9 protein-coding genes are annotated in these 20,193 nt (G+C 67.8%); 4 read left to right on the top strand and 5 right to left on the bottom strand.

What is annotated here, in order from left to right; translation table 11 throughout:
• Window positions 1–337: 337 nt before the first annotated feature.
• Complete coding sequence (locus WME97_RS45930; protein ID WP_437547422.1) at window positions 338–2,560, top strand: S46 family peptidase; 2,223 nt, start codon at window positions 338–340, stop codon at window positions 2,558–2,560.
• Window positions 2,561–2,606: 46 nt separating this feature from the next.
• Here WME97_RS45930 and WME97_RS45935 read toward each other — a convergent pair whose 3' ends face one another.
• The 3 genes from WME97_RS45935 to WME97_RS45945 all read right to left on the bottom strand — a co-directional run bounded on the left by WME97_RS45935 (window position 2,607) and on the right by WME97_RS45945 (window position 5,863).
• A complete protein-coding gene (locus WME97_RS45935; RefSeq protein WP_437547423.1) occupies window positions 2,607–4,133 on the bottom strand; it encodes an ATP-binding cassette domain-containing protein in 1,527 nt (508 codons plus the stop codon).
• A 274-nt stretch (window positions 4,134–4,407) separates the two neighbouring features.
• Window positions 4,408–5,172 carry an SDR family NAD(P)-dependent oxidoreductase gene (locus WME97_RS45940; RefSeq protein ID WP_437547424.1) on the bottom strand — a complete coding sequence of 255 codons (765 nt, stop codon included), beginning with the start codon at window positions 5,170–5,172 and terminating at the stop codon, window positions 4,408–4,410.
• 22 nt (window positions 5,173–5,194) lie between these two features.
• Entirely contained in the window at window positions 5,195–5,863 is a 669-nt protein-coding gene (locus tag WME97_RS45945; protein WP_437547425.1) for a TetR/AcrR family transcriptional regulator, read from the bottom strand.
• 1,367 nt (window positions 5,864–7,230) lie between these two features.
• Here WME97_RS45945 and WME97_RS45950 point away from each other — a divergent pair.
• Both WME97_RS45950 and WME97_RS45955 read left to right on the top strand, forming a co-directional pair.
• The gene (locus tag WME97_RS45950; RefSeq protein ID WP_437547426.1) at window positions 7,231–8,424 is read left to right on the top strand and encodes a cytochrome P450; all 1,194 of its coding nucleotides are present in this window, start codon (window positions 7,231–7,233) and stop codon (window positions 8,422–8,424) included.
• 250 nt (window positions 8,425–8,674) lie between these two features.
• Window positions 8,675–9,664 (top strand): terpene synthase family protein, encoded by a 990-nt coding sequence (locus tag WME97_RS45955; RefSeq protein WP_437547427.1) that lies wholly within the window; start codon window positions 8,675–8,677, stop codon window positions 9,662–9,664.
• A gap of 124 nt (window positions 9,665–9,788) precedes the next feature.
• Here WME97_RS45955 and WME97_RS45960 read toward each other — a convergent pair whose 3' ends face one another.
• Window positions 9,789–14,759, bottom strand: a complete 4,971-nt coding sequence (locus WME97_RS45960) for an AAA family ATPase (protein ID WP_437547428.1) — start codon at window positions 14,757–14,759, stop codon at window positions 9,789–9,791.
• Between the two features lie 838 nt (window positions 14,760–15,597).
• Window positions 15,598–17,427 (bottom strand): gamma-glutamyltransferase, encoded by a 1,830-nt coding sequence (gene ggt / locus WME97_RS45965; RefSeq protein WP_437547429.1) that lies wholly within the window; start codon window positions 17,425–17,427, stop codon window positions 15,598–15,600.
• Window positions 17,428–17,707: 280 nt separating this feature from the next.
• Here ggt and WME97_RS45970 point away from each other — a divergent pair, with 280 nt between their 5' ends.
• On the top strand, window positions 17,708–20,191 hold the full coding sequence (locus WME97_RS45970) for a protein kinase domain-containing protein (RefSeq protein ID WP_437547430.1): 2,484 nt from the start codon (window positions 17,708–17,710) through the stop codon (window positions 20,189–20,191).
• The last annotated feature ends 2 nt before the right edge of the window (window positions 20,192–20,193 follow it).

Here is a 20,193-nt window from a genome sequence, read left to right on the forward strand (position 1 = left end):
TCGATGAGATCCGGTGTCCCTGACAACTCCCTCGGTTGTTGGCATCTTTCGTGGGAAATTGAACAGGGAGACGGGGAGACGGGGAGATTCGTGAGATTTCACTCCCCGTCTCCCCGCCTCCCTGTGAATTTTTCCGAATAATTCAGGGGATGCTCAGGTGTCCATCACCACGCATGGAACGCCTCGCGCGCCGCCTTCGCGCGTCCCTGGCCCGCATGAGGCGCGTTCTACTGTATCTCGTATCACTAGAAAGTTGGCGTGTGGTTGCACTGTCTACCGACGATGGTAACAACACCGCATGTCTCACTCCTCTCTACGTAGTCATACGCTCCTGGCGTTGTTCGCGGTCTCCGCGTTCGCGCCGGGTTGCGGCTCGGATAGGCCGCAAGCGGGCGATACCAGGCCGCCGGGCTCCGAGCCCGGTCAGGGGGCGCCCTTCGAGAACCCCGGCGGGATGTGGATGCCGGAGCAGATGCGGCAGCACAAGGACCAGCTCAAGGCGCTCGGGCTCGAGATCGATCCCGAGTCGCTCGCCGATCCCACGGCGTCCCCGCTCGGCGCGGTGGTGAGCCTGGGCGGCTGCTCGGCCTCGTTCGTCTCGCCCGATGGGCTCATCGCCACGAACCATCACTGTTCGACCAGGGCGCTCCAGTACAACTCCACCCCGGAGCAAGACCTCCTGACGAACGGCTACCTGGCGAAATCCCGCGCCGAGGAGCGATGGGCCGGCCCCACCGCGCGCGTGCTCGTGACCCGCGCGTTCCGCGACGTCACCGCCGAGGTGCGGCGCGGCATCGAGGCGATCCAGGGCGATCTCGAGCGCTACGAGGAGATCGAGAAGCGCAAGAAGCAGCTCGTGACCGCGTGCGAGGAGGGGCGCCCCGAGATCCGCTGCTCCATCGCCGAGTATTTCGGCGGTGGCCAGGTCTCGTTGATCGAGCAGCTGGAGATCAAGGACGTTCGCATCGTCTATGTCCCGCAGGAGGCGATCGGTAACTTCGGCGGGGACATCGACAACTGGCGCTGGCCGCGCCACACCGGCGATTTCGCCTTCTTCAGGGCCTATGTCGGCAAGGACAACCTGCCGGCCGCCCACGCCGAGGACAACGTGCCTTACCGTCCGGCGCACCACCTGAAGCTCGCGTCGTCGCCGCTCCGCCAGGGCGACCTGGTGATGGTCGCCGGCTACCCCGGCACGACGAACCGGCTCCGGACCGCGGCAGAGGTCGAGTCCGCGGTCTCATGGCTGTACCCGAAGCGGGTGTCGTTCTACGAGGAGTCGATCGCCCTCCTGGAGGAGCTCGGCAAGAACGACCCGGCCCTGCGGATCAAGGCGGAGCCGACCATCCAGGGCTACGCCAACTACCTGCTCAAGACGCGCGGCCTGCTCGACGGGCTGGTCCAGGGCGGCCTGGCCAAGGAGAAGGCCAAGCAGGAGGGCGACCTCAAGGCCTGGATCGACGCCGACCCCGAGCGCAAGGCGGCCTACGGCGGCGCGATCGAGCAGATCGCCGCGCTGCACGCCGGGCAGCGGGAGACGCGCGACCATGACGCGGCCGTGTCGGAGATCGTCTCGTCGGCGAGGCTCCTCGACGCCGCGGTCACCCTCGTGCGCATGGCGGAGGAGCGGCCGAAGGCCGACGCCGAGCGCGAGGCCGAGTACCAGCAGCGCAACTGGGAGCGCCTCGAGCAGGCGCAGGCGTCGCTGCAGAAGTCGTACGACCGCGCGATCGATCGGAGCACCTTCAAGCTGGCCACGCGGCGCGCGCTGCAGCTCGACCCGAAGGACAGGCCCGCGCTGCTCGAGGCCCTCGCGGGCGGGCAGGCGCAGACGGAGGCGGGCATCGCCGCGGCGATCGACGCGATTTACGAGAAGACGGCGCTCGAGGACGCGGCGACCCGGATCCAGCTGCTCAAGACGGCGACGCTCGAGGAGCTCCAGGCGAGCCGGGATCCGATGATCCGCCTGGCGCTCGAGCTCGCGCCTGTCGACAAGGCCATCGAGGCGCGCGACAAGGCCTACGCCGGGGCGATGGCCCTCGTGAAGCCGCGCTTCGTCGAGGCGCTCCGCGCGCACCGGGGCGGCCTCCTGGCGCCCGACGCGAACGGCACGCTCCGCGTCACGTACGGCACCGTGCGGGGGTACCGCCCGGAGGCCGACAAGGCGGTGGTTCGCCCGTTCACCACCCTCAGCGAGGTCGTGAAGAAGAGCACCGGCGAGGCGCCGTTCAACACCCCGGCGACCTTGCTCGAGGCCGCGCGCGAGAAGCGGTTCGGCCCGTACGTGGACAAGGACCTCGGCGAGGTGCCGGTCTGCTTCCTGAGCGATCTCGACATCACGAACGGCAACTCCGGCTCTGCCACGCTGAACGCGCGCGGCGAGCTCGTGGGCCTCGCCTTCGACGGCAACTACGAGGCGATGGCGTCCGACTGGCTGTTCATGCCGTCGATCACCCGGACCATCCACGTCGATCACCGCTACATGGAGTGGGTGATGGACGCGGTGTCGGGCGCGGACGCCGTGCTGAAGGAGATGGGCGGCAAGCCGGCCATCGACTGAGCGCGACGCAACCCTGAAAGCACGATCACAAGGACGCCGGCGCGGGTCACGCGCCGGCGTCGTCGGACGACACCCGCACCTCTCCCTCGGCCACCGTCCAGAGGATCGACGTGCAGCTCCGCCCGAACGCCCTGTCGTGCGTGACGAGGAGCAGCGCGCCCGGGTAGTCGGCGAGGGCGCGCTCCAGCCGCTCGATCGAGGGCAGGTCGAGGTGGTTGGTCGGCTCGTCCAGCACGAGCGCCCACGCGTGTTGCCCGAGGCCCAGCGCGATCATCAGCTTGCGCGCCTCGCCGGGCGACGGCCGCGCCGACCCGAGCAGCGGCCCAGGCTCCACCCCGAGCGCGGCCACCAGCGACATCACCCGCCCGCGCTCCTCCGGAGGGAGGCGCCGCGCCCTCGCGAGGAGGGCCTGCTGCTCTGCCTCGCCGAGCTCCTGCGGCACATGAAGCACCTTGTCCGCCGGCACGCGCGCGCCGGCGAGCAGCGCGTTCACCAGCGTCGTCTTGCCAGCGCCGTTCGGGCCCGCGATCCGGATGCGGTCCTCGCGGCCGACCGAGAGCCGCACGTCCCGCAGCAGGGTCCGCCCCTCGCTCTCGCCGCCGGCGTGGATCCGGGGTGCGTCGAGCACGAAGAGCCACGGCGCGGGCGATCGCTCGTAATCGACGAACACGCTGCGGCCCACCGCCTTCTCGAGCTCGAGCTCTCCCGCCTCGGCCGACACCTTCTCGAGCTTGCGCCGGGTCACGCCGACGTTGCGCGACAGCCGCGCTTCGGCCGAGGACACGCGGAAGTCCGCGAGCAGGCCCCGGGCGTCGCTGTCGCGCGGGCCCTTCATCCGCCGCTTCGTGCTCCGGTCCGCGTCGGCCGAGGCCTGCGCCCGCCGCTCGTCGCCGAGGCGGCGGCGGAGCTGCCGTTCCTCGGCGCGCAGCCGCTGGTGCGCCTCCTCGCGCCCGCGCGCCTCGGCCTCCCAGAGCGCTTTTGCCGCGCTGTACCCGCCGGGATAGAGCCTCGCCGCGGTCCGCTCGACCCGGATCGTGCCGGTGGTCAGCGCGTCGAGGAGCTCGCGATCGTGCGAGACGCACGCCCCGATCCCCTGGAACCCCGCGAGCGCGCCGGCGAGCAGCGCCCGCGCGTCCGCGTCGATGTGGTTCGTCGGCTCGTCGAGCAGGAGCAGGTCCGGCGCCGCGGCGAGCGCCGCGCCGATCTGCCACCGCTTGCGCTCGCCGGGCGAGAGTGTGGCCCAGCGCCCGAGCTCCGCCGGATCCAGCAAGAGCTCGCCGCGCAACCTGCGCGCGGCGCCGTCCTCGGCGTCGGCCAGCGCGTGGATGGCCGCGTCGGCGTGCTCCACGGCCTGCGGGCACACGGCGACGGTCGCGCCCCGCGGATCGAGCCGCAAGCTCCCCGCCTCGGGCGTGAGCTCGCCGGCGAAGAGCCGGAGGAGCGTCGTCTTGCCGGCGCCGTTCGGCCCGACGATCCCGTACCACCCGGGCGTCAGGCACAGATCGACGTCCGCGAGGATCGTGGACGCGTCGGAATAAGAGAAGGAGAGGCGCTGCGCGCGCAACAACGACATACGAGCTCCTGAATCATGAGGGCCACATGGCCCGGTCACGGGACGGGCAGGCTGCGTCGCGCGGCCAGGGAGCACGGATGCCACCTGTCGCGCTCGCGACCTGCGACGGAGACCGATTCAGGAGCTGATCTTCACCGCAGCACTCTCCTCTTGCGTCAGCCGCGTTCTCTAACAGACGGCCGAGTCCCACGCAACCGCCGCTCCGCGGTCGCGGTCGCTCCTTCCGCTCTCCTTCTTCCTGCGTGCTTCCAGCGTGCCTCTCGGCTCGGCGCGCTCACGCGGCCAGGAAGCCGCCGTCGACCGGGATCGCGCCGCCGGTCACGTAGCCCGCGCCCTCGGAGCACAGCCACAGCGCGGCGCCGGCGATCTCGTCCTCGGTGGCCATCCGCGCCATCGGATGCTGCGCCACCAGCGCCTGGACCAGCTCGGGCGCGAACGCCTCGGCCTGTTGCATGGCGGGCGTGCGGGTGACGCCGGCGCAGAGGGCGTTCACGCGGATCCCGAGCGGCGCCACCTCGAGCGCCACCGAGCGCGTCATCCCGAGGACCGCGTGCTTGGACGCGACGTAGGCGTGGTGCGCCGGCTTCCCGGCGACGCCGTAGATGGAGCTCATGTTGACGATGGCGCCCCCGCCCGACGCCAGCATGGCCGGGATCTCGTGCCGCATGGCCAGCCAGATCCCGCGGGCGTTGGTCGCCATGACGTCGTCCCACACCGCCTGATCGGCCTGCTCGAGGCGGGCCATGTCGCCCCCGACGCCCGCGCAGTTCGCCGCGAAATCGAGCCGGTCGAAGCGCCTCATCGTCTCTTCCACGGCGCGCTTCATCGAGGCGTCGTCCCGCACGTCGGTCTGGACGAACAGCGCCGGCGCGCCCTCTCGCTCGAGCGCGGCGCAGGCCCGCTGTCCGGCGTCGCCGTCGCGCGCGGCGATGGCGACGCGCGCCCCTCCTCGCGCGAACGCGCGCGCGGTCGCGAGGCCGATGCCCGAGGTGCCCCCGGTGACGAGGGCGACCCGTCCGGCGAAGTCGTAGGTGATCATGAAGCTCCCTTTCCTGGTGGAATCACGCAGTGCTCGCGCCAAGGCCGCGCTGGATGAACTGGACCGCCTGCTGGGCGAGGCGGCGGCGGCGCTTCGGGCCGAGCTGCTTTCGCAGCGCGTCGGAGGCCAGCACGTCGTGGAGCTCGGCCCCGAGCTCCTGGAGCACCGCCTCGGTCAGCCCGGGGCCGATGACGGCGGCGACCAGCCGGGTCGCCACCTCGAGGCTCGTGTCGGTGGAACGGACGGCGCCGCTCGCGATGCCCTCCGCGAGCAGGGCCCGGAGCTCCGCGGCGCCGGCCTCGCAGATGGCCTTGTGGAGGCCGCGGACCTCGACCGTGGCGCTCGGGTCGGCGGCAGCGGCCGACAGCCGGGCGAGGCGCGGGTGCTCCACGAGGAACGCCATGCCGCGCTCGATGTGGACCTCCAGGCGGGCCCAGAAGTCGCCCTCCAGGCACGCGGCGCCGAGGAACGCGCGCTTCTGCCGCGGCACCTCCTCGGTCAGGAGCCACCGGTAGAGATCGAGCTTGTCCTCGAAGTACTGATAGAAGCTCCCCTTGGGGATGCGCGCGCGGCGCGCGATCTGCGAGAGCGAGGCCTCGGCGTACGGGCGATCCGCGAACTCGGCGATCGCCTCGCGCACGAGGCGGTCCCGCCGCTCCTCGGGCAACCCAAAGAACGTGCTCTTCGGCATGCGACCGGTCAGTCATATGACCGATCGGTCGCATCGTCAAGGCGGGGCGGGCGCGCGCCCCCGGCCCCTGTTCAGTGGTTCAGCACTGGGCATGCCCTGAGCACGACCAAGGAGATCCCTGAGCGCAACCCGGGAGTGCCCAGAGCGTGACCCCCATCCCAAACGGGCCTCGTCTCAAACGCGCCTTCGGCGTGGGTAGGCGCGCCTCCGGAGGAGGTGTGGTTCCAGGGAGAGGCCCCCTCTTTCGAGGTCACGAGATCGAGCCGAGCGTGACATCGAGCGACCCGCTTCATGGCCGACGATGCTGGGAACCGTGACAGCGCTCCGCTCGAGCGAGGCGTTCATTTTGCATAGCGGGCCAGCGCACTCTCGTGCGGCCGTGCATTCCTGAAATGCACGTCACATCGATGGCGAAAACCTTCGCCGTCAGCATTCCAGGCCGACGCCGCGGGCGTTCGCGCCGACGTACGCCTGCAGCGTTCTCGTCTCCACGGCTCGCTCCATCCGGAGCGCAGCGCGGGCGGCTCCGGGTCACGCGCTATGCCTTCACGGATGAAACCCGAGTCGACTGCATCTTGCATTGCTGCACAGTCGCTCGCGATAGACGACGTCGATCATCCAGAGATCATTGCGCTCATCGATCGCAACGCATCTCTATCGGAGGACCATCGAGGTGTCGCTCGGGGGCAGTCGATGTTCTCGGCGCCTGCCGGAGCAGCGCGGGCCGCAGGCGCTGAAATGTATTTTTATTCACGCGCCATGTCGTGGCGGCTCGGCCATCGTATTGAAGTGTTGGAAGATTCGTTGTCCGTGGTGTTTCGATCACGACGAGGTCGTCGTGTGAAGTCCGCAAATAAGAATACAGTTGCGCATTCGTCCGCATGGTATAGGATGCTGTCATCAGATGGAGGAGCACCCACGAACCATCGGACCCCTGCAGCCATGAAGAGAGCCTAGCGGCTCTCTCGCTTGCTCTGGTCTCATGATGCACCGGGAGATGCCCTGGAAGCAGTCCAGGCGCTCGTGAGTCGCATGCTCGCATCCTGGCGAGCGCAGCGACGACCGAGGAGTGCAGCCGTGTCGTGCGGACGCCGAGCGTTGGCTCGGGCCGCGCGGCGGCTGTTCAGCGCCCTGCTCGCGGGAGAAGCACCCAGGTGACCACGCGCTGGAGCATCGCGGAAACGCGGCTTGCGGGTTCCGTTCCGTGCTCCTTTCAGCGCTAGGGGCCAGCTGCCTCAGGGCAGCACCGAATCGACGCCGTCGCGTCGCCCAGCGCGTCATCTGAGGCAGCACCCCACTCCAGGCTTATCGACGTGTGCCGCCATGGCGTTGCGGCTGCGTCCTGCCTTAGCCACAGGAAGAGCGCAATGACTCGACTTAATTTGTTCGCCCCCGAGGTCCGAGAGAACCCGTACCCCTTCTACGCGGCGCTGCGCCGCGAGTCGCCCGTGTGCCAGGTGGACCCCAACGGGATGTGGGTGGTCACCCGGTATGATGACATCGTGGCGGCGTTCAAGAACACGCAGGTGTTCTCGTCCGCGGGGCTGCGCATTGTAACTGAGCCGCCCTACCTCGAGCGCCACAATCCGCTGTCCGATTCCCTGGTCCTCGTGGACCCGCCGCGTCACAGCCGGATGCGCAACATTGTCGGCCGTGTCTTCTCCGCCGCGACGGTCAGCGCGCTCGAGGGGCACATGCGTTCCACGGCGACAAAGCTCACCCATGAGCTGCTACGACGCCGCGTGATCGACTTCGCCATCGATTTTGCGTCCCCTGCGCAGACCCGCGCCTTGGCTCAGCTGATCGGTCTCGATGCCTCGCTGGAGAAGCACTTTATTCGCTGGACGGCTGATGTGTTCAGCGTCTCCACCATCTCTCCAGATGACCATGCCCGGATCGATGAGGTACGCAGGACCATCGACGAGATGGAACGGTACATGCAGGAGCTGGTGGCGAGCCGCCGCCGCCGGATGGAGAACGATCTGGTGAGCGAGATGATCCGGTGTCGGGTGGACGACATCGCGCTCACGGACAGAGAATTGATTGGGAGCCTCCTGTTACTGCTGGTAGCGGGGCTGGAGACGACATCGACGCTGATGACCAATATGGCGTTGATCCTCGCTCGGCAGCCGGAATGGATGGATCGCCTGCGGGCGGAACCCACGCTCATCCCGCGCTTCATCGAGGAGGTTCTACGGTTCGAGCCGCCTCTGCATGCCACGATGCGGCTCACCTTGGCCGAGACGGAGCTCAGGGGCGTGCGCCTCCCCGCGCACGCGATGGTGGCGCTGCTCGTGGGCTCGGGCCTGCGCGACGAAACGCGGTTCCACGACCCTGATCGGTTCGATCCAGAACGCCGCGCCCAGAGCAGTCTTCCTTTCGGCCACGGTGCTCATTTCTGCGTCGGAGCTTTGATGGCCCGCACGCAAGCTCGCGTGGTTCTCGAGGAGCTCCTGCACCGGTGCCGTCGGTTTGAGCTCCGCACTGAGAGGATCCAATGGAGCGCGGGTCTCAATACCCGTTGCCCGCTAGCGCTCCCGATCGAGGTGATTCCCACCTGACGGTCTCCTGCGAGAGCGGCCCGTCCGCCCAGACGGGTGATGCGGTTATGCTGTATTGTGGAATTGCGCTTGCCTTCCGGAGTGGATTAGCGCTGGTTGCAGGCCGCAGGCCCGTGACTCCCAGCTCGGTCTGCATGGCGTCCCACCGTGAGGTACACCTTCCGTAAACCGTGCAATCCTTACACTAGCGCACCGTGATGCGTTATCGCTAGCGTACGCAGCGGGGCTGCGGCTTGCGATGGAGTTTATCATGTCATCTGATCGTGTCAGCGTCATCGTGAGCAAAAGCGAAGACGATGTATTTGACTACCCGTTCGCTGCCTCTTGCCATCCGAAGGTAGACGTTATCCAGCGCCGTACCTTGCAGTGGGTTCGCCGCTTGCGCCTGGTGTCGGACGACCGCGCGCTCTCGCGGATCAAAGCGGCCAACGTCGCCGATCTCGCCGCGTGGCTGCTACCGTCGTCGAGCATGCACACCCTTCAGTTGGCTTCCGATTTTACAGCTGCGCTATTCCTTCTGGATGATGCCTACGACGAGGGAGATCTCAGCGCGGATCCTGAGGTCGTCGCGGGGCTCAACGACAAGTACCTGGGTGAGCTCTTCGGGTATGCCCAAGCGGATCTCTGCGATCCGTTGACGCGCGGGTTGCTCGATGTTCGCGACCGGATCAAGAGCCAGCATCCGCACTTCTTTTTGAATCGATGGCTCTCACATTTTCAGTACTACTACGAGGCAAACCTCTGGGAGGCTAACAATCGTTTGCAGGGGAGAGTTCCAGATGTCGACGAGTACCTGATGATGCGGCGATTCAGCGGAGCAGTGTATACATATTGTGACCTGCTTGAGCTGCTGCTCGAAGACCCGCTGCCTCTGGAGATTGTCCAGCATCCTCTTCTTCAGAGCGTTCGCGACATTTGCAACGACATCCTCTGCTGGACGAACGACTACTTCTCGCTCGAGAAGGAGCTAAAATGTGGCGAGGTGCACAACCTCATCATTGTCCTGAGAGAAAATTATAAGATAACTCTCTCTCAGGCCGTCGCTCAACTAAGGCGCATGCATGACGACCGCGTCGCGGAGTATCAAGACGTCAAAGAGAAGGCGTTGGCGTTGTGGTCGGACGATAGAATTCGTCTCTATCTGGATGCGGCCGACGCAATGATCGCTGGGAATAAGCGCTGGGCGCTTGCGGCTGGCCGCTACTCTGGACTTGAGAGTCTAACGGCACGCGCCGGATAACTGCGAAGGGGCTCATAGGGGAGGCGCCACTGGCGCGCCTCTATGGCCAGCAGCGACAGGCGGGAGCAGCGTCGGACGCCGGCCGACTTGCCGCGAATACCGATCGTGATAGAAGACCGCGTCGCTACGCGTGCAACCTCGCCGCGGTACGCTTCATGGCATACGCGATGGCCGCCTTGAGGTTGGACCTCGTCTCAATCGAGCGGAGGTCGATGCCGAGTGCGACCAAACTTTGCGCTACCGCAGGGCGGAGCCCTGTGAGGATCGCCTTGCTTCCGAGGAGACCCATCGCCTTGGCCAAGCTCATCATGCTGCTCGCCACGCCGGTGTCGACGCTCTTGACGCCTGTTACATCGATGATCACGACCTTGGCAGAGCTGGCCGCGACGCCCTCCATCGCTGTCTCGAGCATCTGAGCGGCGCGCTTGTCGTCGATCGTCCCGATGATCGGCATCACCATGATGTCGTCGGTGATCGGGATGAATGGCGTCGACAGCTCGAACAATCTAGCTCGCTGCGCCTGGATGACCTCCTCCTGCATTTGAACACGCTCCTCCTGAAGGCGGACGCGCTCTGCCAACTCTACTTGGAGCCGCTGGTTGACGTCGCGAAGCTGCTCATTGGAAACCCGCAGCTCCTCGGTTCGCGCGGCGACCTCCTGCTCGAGCCTGTCGTACAGTTTTGCGTTCTCGATGGAGATCGCTATCTGGGTCGAGAGCAAGCTCAAGAGCTCGAGGCGATGCTTTGTGAATGCACCTGAAGACAGATTGTTCTCGATGTAGAGCACTCCGACCAGCCGGCCTTGACGGATGATAGGCGAGCACAGCAGCGATTTTGTGTGCCTCGCTTGAATGTATGGATCCGCTGAGAAGCGAGCCTCTTTTGCGGCGTCATCCAGCAACACGCTTGCTAATGTGCGCTGCGCATAGGTTATCACCGACAGTGGCACCTTCTCGAACGCTTCGATCGGAGTGCCCTGCATCACGCGGACCTGCTTGGGCTGCACGGTCCCCTCGGCCTCGATGAAGAGCGCTTCGCCCCGCGTGAGGGCGAGCACGCCGTACTGCGCGCCCACGTTCTCCAGTACGATCTCCATGAGGTTACCGAGCAGTCGTTCCAAGACGAGCTCGCTCGCCACGGCCTGCGACGCTTTAACGACGCTGAGCAGGTCCAGGTCGGAGCCGTGGTGGCTGGATGTGGATGCCGCCTTTGAGGCATCCGGCTGGTCAAGCGCTCCTTCGAGGATGAGCTGTGGAAATTCGGCGATGAGATCCTCGCACTTTGCATCGGCGCCCCACAGCGCGTAGCCACGATAGGCCATCGTCAGGTAGTGGTGAGAAATCTCTTGTCTTCCCATTTCTCGGTAGAGCGATGAGGCCAGCTCGTACGCCAGCGCCTCTTCGTGCATGTACCCATGCCTCCGAGCGCCTTCTATAGCTCGATCGTACAGGTGCATCGCCTCGACCACTGTCTGCCTCGAGCGCGCCAGCTCCGCGCTCACGAGATCGTGCTTGTGCTGATTGTTCTCCGGTGCCAGTCGTGCCCACTCCTCGAGCCTTCGTTGATTCGCGTCGACCTTGGCAAGCGCGGCGTCCTGCTCGTCCTTCGGTAGCAGGGGGAGGGCGGCGAGGATCGAGAGAGAGTAGTAAAATACATGCTCGACGTTGGTTATGTAGGCCACGACTTCCGCGTAGCCATCTACGGCGCGTAGCGCGTCATAGGCCAGCTTCGGGGCGCCGAAATAGTAGAGCAGCATCCCTCTCGCGAGATGGAGGCAGAACTCGGATGTCCTGTTCCCGTCGAGGAGTGGAATCATCGTCGTCTCGTCAAAGATTTCTCCAACGAGCCGCATCTTCTCTGCAGCAGGATTCCGGAGGCAGTGAACTAGCTGCTTCCAGATCTTGACAAAGTAGATCTCCCTTCGCTGGTTGAGCTTCACCGCCAGGTCGATCGAGTGCTTCATTCGCTGCTCGGTCGAAGCTAGATGCTCTCCAGCGAAGAATGAGTGTGTTCCGTGGTAGCTGGAGCTGTAGCCTGCGTACTCGATGTCTCCTGTGGCCAGTCCGATCTGAACAGCGTGATGCGTGGGTTCGATCGTTTCTCTCAGGTGACGATTCCAGTGATGGATTGCGACATAGTTGAGTGTGTAGACTTTGGATTCGAGCTCGCTGGCGGCAAAGCGTTGCGTCAGCTCGATTGCGAGCCGTCCGAGCGCGAATCCGTATTCTACATTGTTCATGAAGCTGCACTGGATGTGGCCGTAGATCGCGTATGCGTACGCCGCGGCAGGAGAGTTTCCGTGCTGGATACAGATGTTGACCATTGTGAACGCGATCGCCGGTACAAGGGTGGGCTTCGCGTGGACCACAGCAGGAAACATGGATACTAGTATCCGGTTCGCCGCCATCATCCGCTTGTCGACGAGCACGGGGAGCTGCGCCAAATGATGTATGTCGGCGTCAGCCGGTGGCGCCTCGGCGAGCGGGACCTCGAGCATCTCGAGCACTGCCATGGCCATGTCGATGGCCTCTGACATGCGATTTTCTGTGATGTAGAATTGGATGCGAGTCTCGTAGACCCGGATCTTCTCGAAGACATCTCTGGAGTGATCTACGACGATTTTGGCAAACTTCTCTGCGTTCTCGAAGTTGATCGTCAAATATTCCAGCTCGACGAGGTCAGTGTATATGGCGAGCGATAGATCATGATTGGTTTGCCACGAGTCATCGGGCAGAAAGGCGGCGGCCGCACGGAGGCATTGCGCTCCAGGACCGTAGGCGGTGGAGCGCCTCGCCTTCCGTCCGGCCTTCAAGTTGAGGGTCGCAGCCTCGTAACGTTCCTGTTTGTCGCCGATCAGCGCGGCGCCTGCGTTGAGGTGTCTCACGATGTCGTAGACACGGTCGTCGATCGACTCAGGCGGCGTCTGCCGGAGCAGAAGTCGTCCGAGCTCCAGATGGGCCTCCATCTGCTCGCTCTCGGGGAACAGTTGATGGGCTGCCTGCTGAACGCGATCGTGAAGAAACTTGAACACGACCGGGCTCCCGCCCGTATCATCGAGGAAGCGCGCGATCTTGTAGTCACTGTTGATCGGCACGATGAGCCCTGCCTCGAGGGCTCCCCAGAGATCCTCGTCCGTGGAGCGCAGATCCTTCTTATGGATGAGCGCGAGAAGCGCCAGATCGAACTGGTCGCCCATGCATGCGGCATAGTGCAATAGCCGTTGCGTCGGCTCCGTCAGCTCCCGTATCCGGCGAAGCATCAGGTCGATGACGTTGTCTGCAACACTCAGCCTCTCGATGTCGGCCGTGTTCCATCGCCAGGTACCCGTCTCCGAGCTGAAGCGCAGGAGGCCATCACGCCACATGCTTTCCAGGTACTGGTTGGTGAAGAACGGATTCCCGTGGGTCTTGGCGAAAATGATATCCGAGAGTGGTCGACATTCGTGCGGGGGCGAGCCCAGCGTGTCCGACACGAGCTGGTTGACGTGATCGGGCCCGAGCGGCTCCAGCGTGATCGTGCGCACGCGGGCCTCGCCCTTCCGGAGCGCGCCCAGCATCATCGTCAGCGGGTGCGCGTCGTCGACCTCGTTGTCGCGGTACGACCCGATCAGCAAGAGGTGGCGGATGTCCGGGTCCTCCAGGAGCACGCTGAGGAGGTTCAGGGACCCCGTGTCGGCCCACTGGAGATCGTCGAGGAACAGCACGAGCGCCCGCGTCTTCAGCGCGATCGCGCCGATGAAGTTCCGGAACGTCAGGTTGAAGCGGTTCCGCGTCTCCATCGAGCCCAGCGCCGGGACGGGCGGCTGCTCGCCGATGATGAGCTCGATCTCCGGGATCACCTCGGCGATGACCCGCCCGTTCGGAGAGACCGCCGCGAGGATCCTGGCCCTCCAGTCGGCAAGCTCATTCCTGCTCTCGGTCAGGATCTGCCGGACGATCTCCCGCAGCGCCGCGAGCACGGCCGCGTACGGGACGTTGCGCGTGAACTGGTCGAACTTGCCGGCGGCGAAGTAGCCCGCCTGCTTCGCGATCGGCTTGTGGATCTCGTTGACGACCGCCGACTTGCCCACGCCGGAGTAGCCGGCCACGAGGACGAGCTCCGAACGGCCAGCCTCCGCCGCCTCCGGACCAGACCCGCTGATGTCCCTGAAGGCCGCCATCAACGCGCCGACCTCGCCCTGCCGGCCATACAGCTTCTGCGAGATCTGGAGCCGCGTGGGCTTGTCCCGCCTCCCCGGCACGAAGTCCGCCGCCGGCGCTCCGTGCTCCAGCATGTCGAGGCAGGCCTTCAGATCGGCCTTCAGGCCGAAGGTGCTCTGATACCGCTCCTCCGCCGTCTTCGAGAGCAGCTTCATGATCACCCGGGAGAGCGCCTCCGGGATCGCCGGCCGGATCAGGTGCGGCGCGACAGGCGTCTTCGCGATGTGATGGTGCACGAGCTCCAGCGGATCCGTCGTCTCGAACGGGAGGCGCCGCGTCGTGAGCTCGTAGAGCGTGACCCCGAGGGAGTAATAGTCCGAGCGGAAGTCGATCGACCGGTTCATCCGGCCCGTCTGCTCGGGCGAGATGTACTGCAGCGTGCCCTCGCCGACCGACCAGGGGTCGACCACCGCCGCGCGCTCGCCAGGCAGGAGCGAGGCGATGGAGAAGTCCGTGAGCTTCGACGTGCGCACGTCGCTGTCGACGATGATGTTGCTCGGCTTGATGTCCTTGTGGACGATGTTCCGCTCATGGATCGCCCCGAGCGTGTCCGCGAGCTGGAGCGCTATCCTCACCGCCTGCGCGAGCGCGACGCCCTGACCATTGCCGTCGATGATCGCCCGCAGCGAGCGACCGGCGAAGTACTCCATGACGAGCGCGGCGTAATCGAGCCGGACCTCGAGCTCGTGGACCCGCACGACCCCATCGAGGTCGAGGTGCTTCGTGATCTCGTACTGGCGCTTCAGGATCGCCACGTTGCGGGTGCCATTGACGCCCTTCCGCGCGACCTTGATGACGCACATCTTGCCCGTGCTCTTCTTCCGGCCGAGATAGACGCTGCTGCGAGCACCATCGTGCAGCGTCTCGAGCAACTCGTGATTCAACAGCTCCACCATGACGGCGACCCCCCCTGGAGTGACAGGGCTATTTACCCAGCGCGGCGTTCAGTCGGTATCTCGGTCCGTGTCAAGCTGCAGTCCCCCGCTTCACGGCAGCTCCTCGGGGCGCTGAGCTCAAGGATGGCGACAGGCGACCGCGCGATCCGCCGAGGGAGCGAACGTGCTCGGCGGGGCGCATCGCCCTACGCAATCGAAACGGGCGGGTTGTGTCAAGGTCGAACCGCCGCGGCGCCGCGCGCGGATCGAGCGCTCCCGGCGGGCTCCGCCGCCGAGACGCCGCGCGTCAGGCGAGCGACGCGCGACTCCATCGGACGCTCGGCCGACGCTCGGGAGCGAATGCGACACAGCGTCGCCTCGCCGCCCGGACACACGGCGCTCCGTGGCGCAGAGGGCCGTCGGATGTGCATCACGCGATGACGCCTTCACGAGGAGAGGAGCCACGATGCATGGGGCACACGCCCGTGCCGGGAACGGCCAAGGTGCGCCAGGCGGAGAGGGATCTCCTTAGGGAAGTGCCTGAGGCGCGCAACGCCTTCCCTCATCGATGAGACATTGAAATGAGCAACGATCGGCCTCTGACAGAGCAGTAAGGAGCCGCCTGACCGACTGACCATTGCCATGTCGTCCCGACAACATGCGTCGCCCCGCGGGCGACAACGTGGGTCGGGTGGGTCGGTCGACGCGGGCGGGGCTCGCTGTCGAGTCCGCCACCCGGCGGCGCTCCCGAGCGCGCCGTGGCGTCGGTCTGCCGGTCCGGAGCAGGCCATGAAGCCCGCCCGTTGTGGGATAGGCGGGTGTCGCGTGAGCCGATGTGGGGAGCGCCGCCCCGCCGGCGCTACTTTCCGGCCGCCGCTTCAGAGCCGGGCCGCCGCGGCTCCCGCGCGCCGGCGAACGCGGCGCCCTCGCGGCCGATCGACGGCGCGTCGGCGATGTGCTCGCGGTCGTCGAGGGTGTGGCCCATTGCGCCGAGCGCGCTCCTCAGCTCGTCGGGGAAGCCGCCCTGCTCGACGAACAGCTTGTCGGGGTAGTCCTGGTGGTGGAAGCGCGGCGCGTTGACCCCCGTGGTCACGTCGAAGCCGAAGTCGACGACGTTCGAGAGGATCTGGAACACCGCAGTGAGGATCGTCGGGCCGCCCGCGGCGCCGAGCACGAGCTCCACGCGGCCGTCCTTCCCGGTCACGATCGTCGGCGACATCGACGAGAGCATGCGCTTGCCGGGCGCGATGGAGTTGGCCTCCCCCTGCACCAGACCGAACTGGTTCGGGGTGCCGGGCACGGCGGCGAAGTCATCCATCTCGTTGTTCAGCACGAAGCCGGCGCCGGTCACCGTCACCCCCGAGCCGTACCAGCCGTTCAGCGTCGTGGTCAGCGCGACGGCGTTGCCCTGCGCGTCGACCACCGAGAAATGGGTCGTGTGCGGGCCGCGCCCGCCCGAGTCCTTGACCGCCGCGCCCCGGGCGAGCTCCTCGGTCGGCGTCGCGCGGTCCGCCGCAATCGTGGCGCGCTGCTGCTCGGCCCACGCGACCGAGAGCAGCTCCTCCACCGGGTTCTTCACGAAATCGGGATCCCCGAGGACCTCGTTGCGCGCGAGGAACACCCGCCGCATCGCCTCGGCGACCACGTGCACGTGCGACGGCGAGTGCCAGCCGAGCTTGGCGACGTCGAGCCCCTCCAGCTGGTGCGCGATCATCGCGAGGGCGAGGCCGCCCGACGACGGGAGCGGCATCGATGCGACGCGGCGCCCGCGGTACTCGAAGACGACGGGGTCGCGCCACTTCGCCTTGTAGCCCTTGAGGTCCGCCGCCGAGATGATGCCCTTGCCCCGCCGCATCTCGGCCACGAAGAGCTCGGCGGTCTTGCCCTCGTAAAAGCCCGCGGGCCCCTTCTCCGCGATGCGCTCGAGCGTCGCCGCGAGCTCGGGCGATTTCCACGTGGCGCCGATCTCGATGGGCGCGCCGCCCGGCAGGAACAGCGCGACCGACGCCGGGAAGCGCTTGAGCTTGCCCGACGCGGCCTTGACCGTCGTCGCGAAGTTCTCGTCGACCGAGAAGCCCTCCTTCGCGAGCCGGATGGCGGGCGCGACGAGCTCGGCCCAGGTCTTCTTCTTGGAGCCGAGCTTGTCGTACGCTTCCCAGAGCCCCGCCACGCTGCCGGGCACGCCGACCGCGAGGTGGCCGACCCGCGCGCTCTCCGTGGCCTTGCCGTCCTTGCCCCGGTACATGTCGTGGGTCGCCTTGCCAGGCGCCGTCTCGCGGAAGTCGAGCGCGTGCTCCTTGTCGCCGACGCGCGCGACCATGAACCCGCCGCCGCCGAGGTTTCCGGCCGTCGGGTGCACGACGGCCAGCGCGAACGCCGTCGCGACCGCCGCGTCGACGGCGTTGCCGCCCGAGGCGAGGACCTCCGCGCCCACCTTCGTGGCGAGGGCGGCGTCGCTCGTGACCATCGAGGGGCCCCGCACCGGCGGCGCGCCCTCGGGGTAGGGCCACCCGGCCGGGAACCGCGACGCCGGCGTGGCCGGCGCGGCCGGCGGGGGCGCGGGCGCCGAGGCGGGGGCGGCGTTCGGCGACGGGGGCGGGGGCGGCGCGGGCGGAGGGGGCGGGACGGCGGCCTCGCAGCCCGCGAGGAGGACGACGGCGAGCAATCGATGCCAGGCACGGAGCTTCATCGCGGCGGCTTATAGCCCAGGCCCCGCGCCGCTCGAAGGCCAGAGGCGCGGCCGCGCGAGCGCGGCCGGAGGGTTCTCCACGGTGATCCGTCACAGCTGTTCGGGCTTCTGCTGATCAGCTGTACCGCTCTCTGGCGAACGGGAGAGCGACGCGCCGTACAGGGCGCGTGGAGCATGGGCTCGTACCGAGGCGCCCGGGGACGCCTCCCGGCGCCGCGAAGTGATCGGTCTTGGTCGTTGGCTTGGGGGCTTCGCCCCGCTTGGGTATGATCGGCCCCGGATGTTTCCGACGGAGCCCGCTCCCGAGACGATTGGGGCCTACAAGATTCTCCGGCACCTGTCCGGTTCTGGGCCTACCAGCGTCTATCTCGGGCGACTGGATGGCCCGCTCGGGTTTCGCCGCGTCTGCGTGCTGAAGCTCGTCCCGAATACCGCCGAGGGGGACCCGCGCTTCGCCGACGAGCTCGCCCGCGAGGCGTCGATCTGCGCGACGATGAACCACCCGGCGATCGTGCGGATGTTCGACTTCTTCGAGCACGCCGGCCGGCTCGTCCTCGTGCTCGAGCACGTCGAGGGCGTGAACCTCAATCGGCTGCACCAGCACCTCGCGGCGCGGCAGCAGAAGCTCGCCGACGCGGCGGTCTACTACCTGGTCCACTGCATCGCCGGGGCGCTCGCGCACGCGCACGGGTCCGTCGACGAGCACGGCAGCCCCACGCCCATCGTCCATCGCAACCTCCACCCGGAGAACATCGTGATCGGGTGGGACGGGCAGGTGCGCCTGACGGGGTTCGGCATCGGCAAGATCCTCGGGCGCACGCCGGACACGATCGCGGGCGTGGTGAAGGGCGCGCCGGGCTACATGGCGCCCGAGCAGGCGCGCGCCGAGCGCGTCACGGTGAAGGCCGATATCTATGGCGTGGGGCTCCTGCTCTGGTCGTTGCTCACGGGGCGGCGGCCGCCCGCGGACGGCACGCGACCGCAGGCGATCGCCACGATCCGGCCGGAGATCCCGCGCCCGATCGTGGCGCTGCTCGACACGGCCCTCGCGCCGGCGCCGGACGATCGGAAGATCACCGTCCACGAGATCGAGCAGGCGCTCGCGAAGGTCGCTCGCCCGGAGAAGGGGAAGGCCGAGCTCGTGACGCGCGTGCAATCGGCGCACGCGACGATCGAGATCGAGGACGCGGATCGCGAGGAGGACCGGCGGCCGACGATCCCGGTCAAGGGCAAGGGAGGTCAGACCGCGAGGCCCGCGGCGGACGCGGCGAAGCGGCTCGCGAAGGATCTCTTTGCCAGGGATCAGGCGGCCAGGGACGGCGGCGCCGCGAGGCTGCGGACCCCCGGCGCGCAGGCGAAGACCGCGCCTCCCTCGGCGGGGGCGTCCGAGGCGCTGCTCGGGTCGGCTCGGCAGGACGGCAAGGCGTCGATCGGCGCGCCCGAGCCGATCACGATCCCGGTGCCGGCGTCCGAGGCGAGGGGCGACGGCGCGAAGGGCGTGGAGGGACGAAGGCCCGCGCTGCCGGATCGCGAGACGTTCGGCCGCCTGTTCGAGGCGTCGAAGCGCGCGGCGGAGCGCGACGCGGCGGCGGCCGACGAGGGGCCGCCGCAGGGCGGGCCGCCGACGTTGACCGAGGTCGATCCGATATTCGAGGAGGACGGCACGACGATGCCTGGCACGGGCGCGGAGACGCCCCGCTTCGTGCCGACCACGTCGGTGATCCCGGAGGCGATCCGCTTCGGTCCGCCGCCGGCCCTCCCGGCGGATCTCGCGCCCGCGTTCCTGGGTGCGCCGCCCAAGCCGCCTTCCGGCTCGCCGGTGACCCCCTCCGGCGTGACCGTGCCGATGGGCGCGTCGGGCCTGACGCCGCCCGGGGTGACGGTGCCGGTGGACGGCTCATCGGGCCTGACGCCGCCCGGGGGCGTGCCGTACCCGAGGCCGAGCGCGGCGGGCCGCGGCGGCTCTCCGGGGGAGTCGTCGCCCCCGGCGGGCGCGTCGTCGCGGCGCCCGCGGCTGCCATGGCAAGCGCCGCGTTCGCTGTCGCCCGTCGCGACGATCGCGGTGTCGGCGATCACGGCGACGGTGGTGGCGGGGCTCTGGATCTACGTTGCGCGGCGGGATCGGCCCGAGCCGGCGGTCGCGGTGGAGCTGGCGCCCGCGATCGTCGAGCCCGTCGCCGCGGCGGCGTCCGCGGCGAGCGAGTCGCCCCCCGTGAAGAAGGCTCCGGCCGGGAAGGCGCAGGCGGCGAAGACGCTTTCAGCGAAGGAGGCCGCGGCGGCGAAGGAGGCTGCCGCGAAGGAGGCCGCGGCGGCGAAGGAGGCCGCGGCGAAGGAGGCCGCGGCGGCGAAGGAGGCTGCCGCGAAGGAGGCCGCGGCGGCGAAGGAGGCTGCCGCGAAGGAAGCCGCGGCGGCGAAGGAGGCCGCGGCGAAGGAGGCCGCGGCGAAGGAGGCCGCGGCGGCGAAGGAGGCCGCGAGCCAGGCGCGGCAGGGGGGCAATCCTGCGTCGCTGCCCAAGGATCAGGGCCTGCTCACGGTGGGGTTTCCGCAGCCGGGGGGCGTCTACATGACCGGCAAGTACGCGGGGGACGTGAACCAGGCGCTGGCCGTGCGCTGCGGCCGCTTCTTCGTGCGCGTCGGCCGGGCCGGGAAGACGAAGTTCCCCGAGTGGCTCAGCGCGGGTGTGACAGCGCAGGTGCCGTGCCAGGGGGCCACGAGCATCGATATCAAGCCGAGCGCGCCACCGAAGGCGAAGAAGAAGCGGTAGCC

Origin of the sequence: Sorangium sp. So ce367, from assembly GCF_051520455.1 — a bacterium.
Taxonomy (GTDB): domain Bacteria; phylum Myxococcota_A; class Polyangia; order Polyangiales; family Polyangiaceae; genus Sorangium; species Sorangium cellulosum_B.

What these genes read in the sequence shown, in the direction of transcription:
- WME97_RS45935 (WP_437547423.1), bottom strand. Translation starts at nt 4,133, where the DNA reads ATGTCGTTGTTGCGCGCGCAGCGCCTCTCCTTCTCTTATTCCGACGCG.
- WME97_RS45940 (WP_437547424.1), bottom strand. Translation starts at nt 5,172, where the DNA reads ATGATCACCTACGACTTCGCCGGACGGGTCGCCCTCGTCACCGGGGGC.
- WME97_RS45945 (WP_437547425.1), bottom strand. Translation starts at nt 5,863, where the DNA reads ATGCCGAAGAGCACGTTCTTTGGGTTGCCCGAGGAGCGGCGGGACCGC.
- WME97_RS45950 (WP_437547426.1), top strand. Translation starts at nt 7,231, where the DNA reads ATGACTCGACTTAATTTGTTCGCCCCCGAGGTCCGAGAGAACCCGTAC.
- WME97_RS45955 (WP_437547427.1), top strand. Translation starts at nt 8,675, where the DNA reads ATGTCATCTGATCGTGTCAGCGTCATCGTGAGCAAAAGCGAAGACGAT.
- WME97_RS45960 (WP_437547428.1), bottom strand. Translation starts at nt 14,759, where the DNA reads ATGGTGGAGCTGTTGAATCACGAGTTGCTCGAGACGCTGCACGATGGT.
- ggt (WP_437547429.1), bottom strand. Translation starts at nt 17,427, where the DNA reads ATGAAGCTCCGTGCCTGGCATCGATTGCTCGCCGTCGTCCTCCTCGCG.
- WME97_RS45970 (WP_437547430.1), top strand. Translation starts at nt 17,708, where the DNA reads ATGTTTCCGACGGAGCCCGCTCCCGAGACGATTGGGGCCTACAAGATT.